Below are 12,267 nucleotides of genomic sequence, written 5' to 3'. Positions count from 1 at the left end.
CGGAGAGGATCACAGCGTTGCGGCGGAACTCAGGCGCCTTGCCTGCTTGAGGAACAGGGTCAGTTCGCGAGCTGGCAGCGGTTTGCTGTAGAAGTAGCCCTGACCCTCGTGGCAACCCTGGGCAATGATGTAGGCCTCCTGCTCGGCGGTTTCCACACCTTCGGCGATGACCTGCATGCCCAGGCTCTTGCCCAGCTGGATGATGGCGCGAACGATGGTGGCGTCGTCTTCGTCCTCGAGCAGATCCTGGACGAAGCTCTTGTCGATCTTGATCTTGTCCAGCGGCAGGCTCTTCAGATAGCTCAGCGACGAATAGCCGGTGCCGAAGTCGTCGATGGCGATCAGCGCGCCGGAGCGGCGCAGGCTGAGCAGGTGCTGGGCCGCGGTGCTGATGTCTTCCATCAGGCCGGTCTCGGTCACTTCCAGCTCGAGGCTCTTCGGTGGCAGGCGATAGACCTGCATCAGGTTGTTGACCACGCGCGGCAGTTCAGCATGGTGCAGCTGCACCGTGGACAGGTTGATGGCCATGCGCAGGTCGCTGAACCCCTGGTCATGCCATTCGCGCAGCTGGCGGCAGGTCTGGTCGAGAATCCACTCGCCGATGGGAATGATGGTGCCGTTCTGCTCCGCCAGCGGGATGAACAGGTCCGGCGCGACGAAGCCATGTTGCGGATGCTGCCAGCGCAGCAACGCTTCGACGCCAACCACGCGATGGTCGCGGTAGTCCACCTGGGGCTGATAGACCAGATGCAGCTGGTTCTGCGCCAGGGCATCGCGCAGGTCCTTTTCCAGCTCGCGGCGACGGCGCATCTCGCTGTCGACGCTGGCGATGTAGAACTGGTAGCGGTTGCGCGAGCGGCTCTTGGCCAGGGTCATGGTCTGCTCGGCTTTCTGCAGCAGCTTCTCGGTGCTGTCGCCGTCTTCGGGGAACAGGGTGATGCCGATGGTGGCGCGCAAACGTACTTCGTGCTGATCGAGCTGGAAGGGCAGTTCCAGATCGTCGAGCACGCTCTGCGCCAGTTCCGCGGCCTCGTAAGGTTGCTCGATATCGGCCTGCACCAGGGCGAACTGATCGCCACCGAGACGGGCCAGGGCGCCAAGGCGGCCACTGTGGCTGCGCAGGCGGTCGGACAGCGCCAGCAGCAGCTGATCACCGCTCTGATAGCTGAACTGCTCGTTGATGCCCTTGAAGTCATCCAGGCCGACGCACAGAACAGCGACACGACGCTGCAGGCGACCGGCGTCTTCGAGAATCTGGTCGAGCTGCTGTTGCAGCTGCTGGCGATTGGGCAGGCCGGTGAGGAAGTCGTATTGCGCCATGCGCAGCAGGCTGTTCTCGGCCTCACGGCGCAGGTGAGTGTTGCGTTCGATAGAGGAGAGCAACTGGTTGGCGGTATTGATCCACAAGCCCAGCTCGTTCTTCTCGTTGCCCTTGAGCATGGGCAGCTTGTGCTCGCTGGGGCGGTCGGGGTTGATGTTGGTGAGGTGCTCGATGATCTGAGAAAGAGGCTTGGTCAGTAGCCAGTGATAGACCAGATAGAGCACCAGGCCCATGGCCATGGCGCGTAGCACGCCGGAGATGAAGATGATCACCGAGTTGGTGACGAAACTCTCGCCGTAGGGCGCAGTGTCGAGGGTGATGTTGAGGTCGCCGTAGTACTCGCTGTAGGGGCCGCGACCTACCAGTTTGGTGGAGAAATGCTGCTCCTGGCCAAGGATCGGATCGGTCAGCCAGCGCGTGGGAATCTGCGCCAGATCCCGCGTGCGTTCGGCAAGCATCGGTTCGTTGGGGTGGCCGATGGCGGCGTAGCGTACGGACTCGTGCTGGAACAGCCCCTCGATCACCTGCATGCCCATTTCCCGGTCCAGGCTGTACACCGCCTGGGTCGAGGGATCACGGAACATGCCGAGGATGCGCTGAGCATCGTTGGAGACGGCCTGACGCGTCTTGTAGGCATCGAACACGATTTGCGCGCAGCTCAACACCACCCCGACCACCAGTGCTGAAAGCAGCACCACACGGAGCAACTTGAGTGACAAGCTGTTTTTCAAATCCAGCTTCAAAGGCAATTCCTTATGTCGATGCTTACAGCGTCAGTCAGACGAGAGTATTGGCAATCTAATCTTGGCCGTCAAAGGGCCATCACCTCTGGTGGCACTTTTTATTCCTCAAGGGTCGCTCCTGGTGCGAGTCGACGTCTTCAGCGCAATTCCTTGCTCTGTGTCGGTGCGATGGTGACCGACTTGAGCGCCCTTGGTGGTATTGGCCGCGTTTCGTCGTGGCGTCCGCTGTAGCGCAGTTTGTCGCCTGATTCGAGGCTGGCACAAGAGTTGCGAACGTCGGGCATCGCACAGGAGGGAACCGTGATGAAAACGCTCATGCTGTTGCTCGTCGTTATCAGCTTTGCCCCGCAGGCTCAGGCTGCCAGTGAAGAGGCTGCCAATACGGCCTGGCTGGTCTTGGCCAGTGTGCTGGTGTTCTTCATGCAAGCGGGGTTCGCCTTGCTGGAGAGTGGCATGGCGCGGGCCAAGAACGCCGTCAACGTGATGATGAAGAATTACATGGACTGTTGTGTTGGCGGCATCGTGTTCTGGCTGTTCGGCTTTGGTCTGATGTTCGGCGCCAATGTCACTGGCTGGTTCGGTATGAGTCATTTCGCCCCCAACGCGGGTGAACCCTGGGATTACACCTTCCTGTTGTTTCAGATGATGTTCGCCGCCACCGCTGCGACCATTGCCAGCGGGGCGATGGCTGAGCGTACGCGCTACGGTGCCTACCTGATCGGTGCGCTGCTGATCAGCGGTGTGATCTACCCGATATTCGGCAGTTGGGTGTGGGGCGGCCTGTATGGTGGTCAGGGCTGGTTGGCCAAGCTCGGCTTCATCGACTTCGCGGGGTCGACCGTGGTGCACAGCATCGGTGCCTGGTGTGCGCTGGCGGGGATTCTGGTGCTTGGCCCGCGTCTTGGTCGCTTCGCCCCCGATGGCAAGGCGCGTCTGATTCCGGGGCACAATCTCGGTCTGGTGGCATTGGGCGGTTTCATCCTCTGGGTCGGTTGGTTCGGTTTCAACGCTGGCAGCAACCTGAAAGTCAGCAGCAGCCTTGGGCTGATTGCCCTGAATACCCATCTGGCCGCAATCGCTGGCGCGCTCGGCGCTCTACTGGCGCAACGCAGCGCGGCCAGCCCAGTGCTGTTGACCACCACGGTGAACGGTTCGATTGGCGGGCTGGTGGGTATCACCGCCGGCTGTGCCAGCATGGCGCCTGGCTTCGCGTTGCTCAGCGGGCTGGTTGCCGGCTTCGTGGTGGTGTACGGCATGCGCTTGCTCGATCGTATGCGGCTCGACGATGTCGTCGGTGCGATTCCGGTCCATGGGTTCGCCGGCATTTGGGGCACGTTGGCGGCGGGACTGTTCTATCAGGGCGATCTGTTCAACTGGGAGCGTGTCGCCGTGCAGGCATTGGGCGCGGCAGCCGCCTTTGCCTGGGCTTTTCCGGTCGCTCTGGTGTTCTACGTCCTGCTGGCCAAGACCATCGGGCTGAGGGTTTCGACCCAGCATGAGCAGCGTGGTCTGGATTTCGCCGAACATGCCGAAGTCGGTTATCCGGAGTTCAATCTGACGCAGACCTTCGACAGTGAACAATGGTCGAGGAGGGGGTGAGGATGAGATTGAGCCTGCGACGACGCGCGATCTATACCGGCCTGGTTGGCCACTTTTCCGATGAAGAGGTCTGGCCGTTGCTGGCGCTGTGGGAGAGCAAGTACGCGGAGCAGCCGCCGTTCGCCCTCAATGAATTTCTCGCCGAGGTGGTGCTGCGTACCGAGCGCAAAGTCGAGCGCGCGCGGCTGTACCGCGAGTTGGTCGGTGCCCTGACCGGTCCTCCTGCGCAGCTGCTGCCGGATCCGTCGGAGCAACTGACCGCCTGGCGCCAGGGGCGTAATGAGGCGGTGCGGCAAGTCGCGACTCCCGATAGCGCTGCGCAATCGACTTTCCTGGCCTTGAGTCGGACCTTGCTGGAGCAGCTCGATAGCCCGCAGCAGATGGCATTGAGGCTCTTTGCCGCCGGTAACCTGTCCGGCATGGGGGTAAGTGCCGAGCTGTCGACACGCTTGCGTATCTGGCTGGAGCAGGGCGGGGACGATGCAGTCGCCAGTCTGGGGCTTGAGCAACTGCGCAAGCTGCTGAATCTGCTCTACATCGGGCTTTGCGAGTTTCTCGGGCCGGTGCGTGCCGACCGCGTGCTGAGCCAGGCGGTCAGCCGTGTGGAGGCGCAGGGGGTGGAGTTCTCACCGCGCCGGCTTCTCTAGCAGACTGCTGAAAAAACTGCCCCGGCTTTGGCCTTGGGCGCCTGTCTGCCTTCTGCATCCATGCCGCCGGCGCCTGCGTGTTTCGACGCTCTGCCGACGCCAGGGCCAGAAACGAAAAACCCGGCCATCAAGGCCGGGTTTTCGCATTACGGGGCTTGGATTCAGGCCGCGTAGTTCTGGGCGACGAAGTCCCAGTTCACCAGGTTCCAGAACGCCTCGACGTACTTCGGACGCAGGTTGCGGTAGTCGATGTAGTAGGCGTGTTCCCAGACGTCGCAGGTCAGCAGCGGAGTATCGCCGGAAGTCAGCGGGCAGCCAGCGCCGATGGTGCTGGCCAGGGCCAGGGAGCCGTCAGCTTTCTTCACCAGCCAGCCCCAACCGGAACCGAAGGTGCCGATGGAAGTCTTGCTGAACTCTTCCTTGAACTTGTCGAAGGAACCGAAGGCCGCGTTGATGGCGTCAGCCAGGGCGCCAGTCGGCTGACCACCGCCGTTCGGCGACAGGCAGTTCCAGTAGAAGGTGTGGTTCCACACCTGAGCGGCGTTGTTGAAGATGCCGCCCGAGGAAGTCTTGACGATTTCTTCCAGGCTCTTGCCTTCGAACTCGGTGCCCGGCACCAGGTTGTTCAGGTTCACGACGTAGGTGTTGTGGTGCTTGTCGTGGTGGAATTCCAGGGTCTCGGCGGAAATGTGCGGCTCGAGGGCGTTCTTTTCATAAGGCAGCGGCGGCAATTCAAAAGCCATGTTCTATCTCCTACTCAGGTCGTGTGCGGTATGCGCAAGGCCGATCACGGGCGGCCTATAGGCGGCGTCGAGTCTGTACTCTTTGCGCCGCAGACTCGGGATCATAGCACCCGGCCACGGCCATAACCACGCAACATCTGTGTGGAAAAGCCGGTGCGAGGGCGGTTGCAGCAATGTCTTCGACAACCTGCTGCGCCAGCAGTTGCTTCTAAAAAGAGAACCTCTAAAAACAGGCGAGGCACGCAGCGCAGCGCCAAGGCCAGCGAAAACGTGGAGCTTACCTGCTGGAAGGGCGCGGTTTGCGCGTGTTTTTAGCGCAGCGATGACCGAGACGGTGCTTGCTAGTGGTCCCTACAGTGCGCCGGCCTTCTTCCAGGCCAGGTAACTGCTCACCAGCTCTGGGCCGAGCTCGCCCGGGCGCGCGTCGAGCACTGGCACTTCATGGGCAGCCAGGCGCTCGTGCAGGTCGGCGCGGGCGTTGAGGTAATCCAGCGTGCCGCAGTAGGCCAGGGCCTGATCGAATTGCTCCACGGGAGTCTGGCGCAGGCGGTCGAGTGCTTCTTCGCGCAGGCTGGCGACCAGTACGCGATGCTGGCGCGACAGGCGACGCACGGCAGCGAGCAGATCCTGATCGTCCTCATCGCGCAGGTTGGTCACCAGCACCACCAGCGAGCGACGCCGCTGACGCGTCAGCAGCAGGTCGGCGGCGGCACTGAAATCGGCAGGTTGCTGGCTGGTATCGAGGTCGTAAACGGCATTGAGCAACACGTTCAGCTGGGCAGGCCCCTTGACTGGCGCCAGGTAGCGCGACTGGTTGCCGGCGAAGGTCGCCAGGCCAACCGCATCGCCCTGGCGCAACGCTACGTAACTGAGCAGCAGGCAGGCGTTGAGGGCATGGTCGAAGTGCGACAGCTCGTCGTCCTGGCTGCGCATGCGCCGGCCGCAGTCGAGCAGGAAGACGATCTGCTGGTCGCGTTCGTCCTGATACTCGCGAGCGATGGGAATGCGTTTGCGTGCGGTGGCCTTCCAGTCGATCTGGCGCAGGGTGTCGCCGTCACGAAATTCGCGCAGCTGGTGAAATTCCAGGCCCAGGCCGCGCCGTGGACGCTGGCGTACACCCAACTGGCTCAGCCAGTCATCCACGGCCTTGAGTTGCGCGCCGTAGAGGCGCGCGAAATCCGGGTAGACGCGGCTTTCGTCGGCCAGCGGCAGCAGGCGCTTGGCTCGCCACAGGCGCAGCGGGCTGGGCAGCTGCAGCTCGCACAGGGCGAAGTGGAAGTGCCCGCGGATCAATGGTTTCAGGCGATAGCTGGCGCACGTCTGCTGGCCGGGATGCAGGGTGACGCGTTGCGGCAGGAAGTCGAAGGCCATGCCCTCTGGCACATGGTCGAAGACCTCGATTTCCTGTGTCTGGGCGAAGTCATGGTGAACGATCAGCTGCACCTCGCTCCAGCGTCCGAGTGGCAGGTTGCTCGGTAGGACGCGCTGCAGACGCGGCGAACGCTGGCGACGCAGCCACAGCGCGTCGACCGCCGCGACCAGCAGCAACGCCAGTGACAGCCCCCAGGCCATTGGCATCAGGCTGTCCGCCAGGCGTATGCCGAGCAGGGGCAGGGCGCCGAGCAATACGGCAGTGGCGAACAGGCCGCCGAGCAGCCCGAGGAGCAGGCGCGAAGGCTTCATAGGCGCGGTGCCGGCACCTGATCGAGCACCTGTTGCAGGACCTGATCCACCGACAGGCCTTCGATATCCAGCTCGGGCGCCAGGCGTACACGATGGCGCAGTACCGCCAGCGCGCAGCTCTTGATGTCATCCGGCAGGACGAAGTCACCGCCACGCAGCAGCGCGCGAGCACGGGCACCGCGTACCAGGGCGATCGAGGCGCGTGGTCCGGCGCCCATGGCCAGGCCAGGCCAGCTGCGGGTGGCGCGGGCCAGGCGTACGGCATAATCGAGCACCTGATCGTCCAGCGGCAGATCGCTGGCGATCTTCTGCAGCGCCAGCACGTCCTTGGCTTGCAGCAGGGTACGCAGCGGGCTGACTTCGAGCATGTCGGCCTTGGCCGAGCGCGTCACCTGGCGCACCATGTTCAGCTCTTCGTCCTGCTGCGGATAATCCATGCGCAGTTTGAGCATGAAACGGTCCAGTTCGGCTTCCGGCAGCGGGTAGGTGCCTTCCTGCTCGATCGGGTTCATGGTCGCCAGCACCATGAACGGCAGCTGTACCGGCAGGGCGCGACCTTCAAGGGTCACCTGGCGCTCCTGCATCACCTCCAGCAACGCGGCCTGGGTCTTGGCCGGCGCGCGGTTGATTTCATCGGCCAGCAGCAGGTTGGTGAACACCGGGCCCTTGCGCAGTTTGAACTGCTCGCTCTGCATGTCGTACACGGCATGACCGGTGACATCGCTGGGCATCAGGTCCGGGGTGAACTGGATGCGCGCGAACTCGCCGCCGAAGCAACGTGCCAGGGCACGCACCAGCAGGGTCTTGCCGAGGCCGGGCACGCCCTCGACCAGCACATGGCCGCCGGCGATCAGTGCAGTCAGCACATCGTCGATCACTGCGCTCTGGCCGATCACGGCCTTGCGCAACTCGGCACGCAGGGCCTGGGCCAGCTGGCTGGCACGCTGGCGCTGCTGCATCTGCGGATTGCTCGGTGCGGCAGCCGGGGCGTCCTGCGCCGGCAGGTTGTCGTTCTCGGGGGTCTCGCTCATAGGGCATTCCTGAGGGTTTGCAGGTGGGCGACCTGGCGGGTGAAGTCACTGGCGGACAGGCGCTGCGGCGGCAATGGGCGCATGGCCTGGCTGATGTCTCTGGCGGGCAGGCGGGTCAGGCGACCGAGCACCTGCCATTGTTCGGCGACGGCGAGTTTCTCGAAGCCGGGGTAGCGGCGCCGGGCGCGGCGATTGATGTCCTGTTGCAGGCCTTTGAGCAGGCTGTGCTGGCCGCTGCGGCGCAGGAGGAAATCTGCACTGCCGCGCAGGTGTTCTTCAAGCTGGCGACGGGCACGGCTGGCTGGCGCCTGCAGCGGGCCGTGGCGTACGCCGAAGTGCCACAGCGCGGCGCCGATCAACAGCGCCAGCAGCAGCAAGGCCAGCGGGAAATGGCGCAGGAGCAGGCGCGCCAGGCCGTCACTGTCGGCGTGGTAGAGCAGGGTCACGGCGCTGTCCTGGCTCAGATACCAGAGCAGCCAGGCGTGGTCGTATTCGTCGATGCTGCGGTTCTGCCAGATCCACGGGTCGCTGAGTACGGTGATCAGGCCATCGCCGTGGTAGAGCTGCAGCAGATGCGTGGCAGCGTCGCTGTTGGCCCAGGCGTGAGCCCGGTTCTGCGCATCGTAGAGGTGAAAGTCGGTGTCAAAGGCGATGTAGGCCGGGGCCTGCTCGTTCTCCAGGTAGAGTTTGGTGAGTTGCGGGTAGTCCTCGCTCGCTTCGCTCTCTGGCTCGGGCTCACTGGCTTCGTCGTCGTCCAGTTCGTCACTCATGTATTGCTGAATGCCGAGCAGATCGAGCAGCAGGTCGCCGCTCTTGCCTTCCTCTTCGTCCCACAGGCGTTCGGCGATGAACAGCAGATGGCCGCCGTTAGCCGTCCATTGCAGCACGCGCTCGACCTGGCGCGGCGTCATGTTGCCGCGATCAGCCAGGAGCATCAGGGTCTGGCCCTCGCTGGGCAGCCCGTCCAGCACCTCCAGGCCCTCGGCGCGGCGGGCGGCGATGCCCTGTTTGCGCAGGAAGTACTCGGCAGCCAGGTAAGGGCTGCTGGCAACCTCGGGAGAAGGGCCGTGTTCGACCACTTCCTCATAAGGTTCGAGCTTGCCCAGCAGATAAATGGCGAGCAGCCCAAGGCCCAGCAGCAGGACCATGCTGAGCGCGAAACCGGCGCGCCGACTCATGCTGCACGATCCTGGCCGAACAAGTTGCGCCAGCCCTGGCACAGGCCCTGACGCAGCGACTCGGCAGGCGGGCGATGACCATAGGCCAGGGCCTGCCAATGCAGGGTCAGTTGACGGCTGTAATCCTCCAGGCCCTGTTGCCCGAGGTCGCTGACCATGTGCAGCACCTCACCTTCGGTGTGCGACTGTTTCAGGGGCAGACGGTGTTCGTGCAAGAGCCGGCTGAGTAGGGCGCGGTAGAGCAAACCCAGTGCTGCGCGCGGCTGTTCGGCCCAGAGCCGCTCGGCTTCGCTGGCGACATCGTCGGGCAGCGTCTCCGGTGCCAGTTCCAGGCCGAACAGCTGCTGCGGTGCGGCGTGTCGGCGGCGCGCCGGCAGGCCGATGCGTTCGCCAAAGGTCTGCAGCCATTCGCGGTAGCGCCACAGGACGAAAGCCAGCAGTGCGGCCAGCGCTGCCCACAGCAGCACTTCGAAGATCTGTGCGACGATGTCCAGGCTCTTCCACCATTCGCCCAGCTTGAGCAGGTTCTTGAGCATGTCGATGAAGGCTTCGACGTCTTCCGGCTTGACTTCCTCAGCAGGCTTCTCCTCGCCCAGGCGCCAGCGTGTGACGGTTTCGCGGTGCTGGAAGGGCGGCTCGTCGAGCAGCGCTTCGATGCTTGCACGCGCGGCCTGGCTGGTCAGCGGCTGTTTCAGCAGGCGCGGGGCATCGGGGCCTTGCGAGTCGCTCTGCTCAACCTCTTCGCTGGCGATTGGCGAGGTGTCGGCCCAGGCATGGCTGGGCAGCTGCGTCAGCAGCACGGCGCAACCGAGCAGCAAGGCGTAGGCACTGCCGGTCAGACGCTGGCGCAGACGGCGGAAGGTCAGCTCGATATCCCAGGCTTCCAGGGCGGTGCGGCGGTTGAGGTAGAGGGTGAAGCCGCAGGCGACGTAGACCGGCTCCCAGATGATCAGCAGCAGTACGTAGAGCAGGTTGGACAAGTGCTCCAGCCACATCCACTGGCCGCTGCTGGCGGCAATCAGGCTTTCCCAGCTCCAGTTCAGTTCCACCTGTTGCGGCAGCATCAGGTAGAACAGGGCGATCAGGCCCAGCCACAGGGCCATTTCCAGATGCATACCCACCAGGGTCAGCCAGGTGGCGGCCGCGCTGTCGCGTTGACCGAGCACCACCAGCCGCTGGCTGCGCGCCTGACCGGCCAGGCCTTCGAGCTGCAGCACGGGCAGATCGAAGCTGCGGGTCGGGCTGAGGCGGCGCCAGGTCAGGCTGGCCAGCAGTTGCGGCCACAGCAGTTTCGGCAGTGCGCGCAGCGATTGTTTCAACGAGGGCGTATTGCCGAACAGGGCCTGCGAAAGGATGTACAGCGGCAACCGCTCATAGGCCGGCTTGAGCCACCAGAACAGGAAGATGGCCCAGCCCGGATACTGCCACAGCAGGGCGCAGAGCAGGCCGAACACCGGCAGCGTGACCAGCGCCCAGCTGGCCATCAGCAGACCGGCGTGACGACGGGCGAGCAGTACGCCGAGGTCGATGGCCTCCCAGGCGCTGCGGGGACGGATGGCGACGCTGGCTTCAGTCAGGCGCATGCTGCCTCCGTCCGGCCAGCAGCAGATAGCCCAGCACCAGCGTCCAGAGCCCGGCACCGACGATGTACTTGATGTTCGGGCTGGCGAAGGTGGTGGAGGACCAGAACGCCTCGATGAAGGCGGCCAGCAGCAGGAACAGAATCACCCCGCAAACCAGTTGAATCGCCCTGCCCGCGGCCAGACGCAGGGCTTCGCCACGGGGCAGGCGTCCGGGGGCCAGCAGCGCCCAGCCGAGCTTGAGCCCCGCAGCACCAGCCAGGGCGATGGCGGTCAGCTCGAAGGCACCATGACCGATGACAAAGGACCAGAACGGCTCGCCGTAGCCGATGCGCGTCAGGTGGCCGGCCACTGCACCGATCATCAGGCCGTTGAACAGCAGGAAGAACAGGCTGCCAAGGCCCAGCAGCAGGCCGCTGGCGAAGGTCTGAAAGGCGATACCGATGTTGTTCATGATGTAGAAGCCGAACATCACCCAGTCATCACCGGAGCCGCGTTCGCTGAAGCGGCCAAGACGGCGGGCGTCTGGGTCGTACATGCTTTCCATTTCACTGACCTGGTCAGGGCTGACCAGGCTGAAGATCAGCTCGGGGTAGAGGTAGGTCAGCAGCCCCATCACCGCCAGGCTGCCGAAGAACAGCAGGCTGGCCGCGCACACGCTGCGCCATTCGCTGCGTACCAAACGTGGGAAGCCGCCGAACAGAAAGCGGACCAGCTGTGCGACAAGGTGGCTGCGATGGCGATAGAACTGCTGGTGGCCACGCATCGCCAGTTGCTGCAACTGGTCGATCAGGTGACTGCTGTAGCCGCGCGCCTGGGCCAAGGCCAGGTGTTGGCAAAGCTGCCGGTAGCGGGCGGCAAAGCCTTGCGAAACCTGGGCGTCGGCCTTGCCGCGCTCCAGCGCTTCGAGCTGGTTGTGGAAGGCATCCCAGTCGGCCTGATGGCGATTTTCGAACAGGCTCTGCTTCACGGGGCGTTCCCTAGCAGGCCATGGGCAATGCCATTGAGGCGAGGTTCAGCCTGCTCGGCCGGCACTTGCAAGGGTTCGGCCAGCAGCGCAGCCAATTCGGCTCTGCGAGCCGCGGACAACTGACTGCCCCGTTCGGCAAAACCGAGAATGGCGCGTTGTTCGCCGAGGCTGAGCGGGAAGGGCGCTGGCAGGGGGGCAGCGTCGGTCAGTTGCGGTTTGCTCAGTGGCGCATCGCGATAAACCACCAGCGTGCCGGCGGCGATATCGCCGAGGCGTTTGAATGCCGGGTGGTTCAGGCAACTGATGATGCCCAGGGTGTAGCCGAACGGCAGAATGTCGACGAAGCGCAGCAGGTTGCGGGTCAACGAGGCGGCCCAGCCAATCGGCGTACCGTCATCATGGACCACGCGCAGGCCCAGCATCTGCTTGCCGGGGGAGCGGCCCTGGTTGAGCACCTCGAACAGCACCATGTACCACCAGGTCACGAGAAACAGCAGGATGGTACCCAGACCCATGCCGAACTGGCCGAGCAGGCCAAGGACAATGAAAACGACCGTGAGGATCAGGCCGCGAATGGCCAGGTCGATGGCGAATGCAAGGGCGCGCGGGACCAGCCCGGCTGGTCGCAGATGCAGATCGATACCTTCCGGCGTTTCGACCTGATAGCGAGTATCCAGGGGCGGCAGGGTGGGCGAAAGGCTGGCGCTTGAGCGTGAGGGCATCGGCGGACTGCATCAAGGAAAGCCCGATGCTAGCGAGCAGCGGGCCACGA

General features: G+C 64.0%; 11 protein-coding genes. 2 read left to right on the top strand and 9 right to left on the bottom strand.

Features of this window, described 5'->3' with window-relative positions; all coding sequences use genetic code 11:
• Positions 1 to 9: 9 nt before the first annotated feature.
• Together ACN8M7_RS12630 and ACN8M7_RS12625 are read right to left on the bottom strand one after the other, a co-directional pair.
• Entirely contained in the window at positions 10 to 2,064 is a 2,055-nt protein-coding gene (locus ACN8M7_RS12630; protein WP_061237630.1) for a putative bifunctional diguanylate cyclase/phosphodiesterase, read from the bottom strand.
• A gap of 137 nt (positions 2,065 to 2,201) precedes the next feature.
• Positions 2,202 to 2,381: a hypothetical protein gene (locus ACN8M7_RS12625; RefSeq protein WP_490260994.1), complete on the bottom strand. Its 180-nt coding sequence runs from the start codon at positions 2,379 to 2,381 to the stop codon at positions 2,202 to 2,204.
• Between ACN8M7_RS12625 and ACN8M7_RS12620 the strand changes: the two genes are divergently transcribed.
• A complete protein-coding gene (locus ACN8M7_RS12620) occupies positions 2,368 to 3,663 on the top strand; it encodes an ammonium transporter (protein ID WP_490260993.1) in 1,296 nt (431 codons plus the stop codon). The two genes, ACN8M7_RS12625 and ACN8M7_RS12620, sit on opposite strands and share 14 nt — an antisense overlap.
• A gap of 2 nt (positions 3,664 to 3,665) precedes the next feature.
• A complete protein-coding gene (locus ACN8M7_RS12615) occupies positions 3,666 to 4,310 on the top strand; it encodes a hypothetical protein (RefSeq protein WP_490260992.1) in 645 nt (214 codons plus the stop codon).
• A gap of 161 nt (positions 4,311 to 4,471) precedes the next feature.
• Here ACN8M7_RS12615 and ACN8M7_RS12610 read toward each other — a convergent pair whose 3' ends face one another.
• From ACN8M7_RS12610 to ACN8M7_RS12580, 7 genes are all read right to left on the bottom strand, one after another.
• The gene (locus ACN8M7_RS12610) at positions 4,472 to 5,053 is read right to left on the bottom strand and encodes a superoxide dismutase (protein ID WP_061237632.1); all 582 of its coding nucleotides are present in this window, start codon (positions 5,051 to 5,053) and stop codon (positions 4,472 to 4,474) included.
• A gap of 351 nt (positions 5,054 to 5,404) precedes the next feature.
• Complete coding sequence (locus ACN8M7_RS12605; RefSeq protein WP_490260991.1) at positions 5,405 to 6,736, bottom strand: DUF58 domain-containing protein; 1,332 nt, start codon at positions 6,734 to 6,736, stop codon at positions 5,405 to 5,407.
• Positions 6,733 to 7,767 (bottom strand): AAA family ATPase, encoded by a 1,035-nt coding sequence (locus tag ACN8M7_RS12600; RefSeq protein WP_061237634.1) that lies wholly within the window; start codon positions 7,765 to 7,767, stop codon positions 6,733 to 6,735. Before ACN8M7_RS12600 ends, ACN8M7_RS12605 begins: the two co-directional genes overlap by 4 nt.
• Positions 7,764 to 8,945, bottom strand: coding sequence for a DUF4350 domain-containing protein (locus tag ACN8M7_RS12595; RefSeq protein WP_490260990.1), 1,182 nt, complete (start codon positions 8,943 to 8,945; stop codon positions 7,764 to 7,766). Before ACN8M7_RS12595 ends, ACN8M7_RS12600 begins: the two co-directional genes overlap by 4 nt.
• Complete coding sequence (locus ACN8M7_RS12590; protein ID WP_490260989.1) at positions 8,942 to 10,528, bottom strand: DUF4129 domain-containing protein; 1,587 nt, start codon at positions 10,526 to 10,528, stop codon at positions 8,942 to 8,944. The genes ACN8M7_RS12595 and ACN8M7_RS12590 overlap by 4 nt, the downstream gene beginning before the upstream one ends.
• The gene (locus tag ACN8M7_RS12585; protein WP_490260988.1) at positions 10,515 to 11,495 is read right to left on the bottom strand and encodes a stage II sporulation protein M; all 981 of its coding nucleotides are present in this window, start codon (positions 11,493 to 11,495) and stop codon (positions 10,515 to 10,517) included. Before ACN8M7_RS12585 ends, ACN8M7_RS12590 begins: the two co-directional genes overlap by 14 nt.
• Positions 11,492 to 12,217, bottom strand: coding sequence for an RDD family protein (locus ACN8M7_RS12580; protein WP_490260987.1), 726 nt, complete (start codon positions 12,215 to 12,217; stop codon positions 11,492 to 11,494). The genes ACN8M7_RS12585 and ACN8M7_RS12580 overlap by 4 nt, the downstream gene beginning before the upstream one ends.
• Between the last annotated feature and the right edge of the window lie 50 nt (positions 12,218 to 12,267).

The sequence above is a fragment of the Pseudomonas spartinae genome (assembly GCF_965197125.1).
Classification (GTDB): domain Bacteria; phylum Pseudomonadota; class Gammaproteobacteria; order Pseudomonadales; family Pseudomonadaceae; genus Aquipseudomonas; species Aquipseudomonas composti_A.
This window is presented reverse-complemented; position numbering and strand designations above follow the sequence as displayed.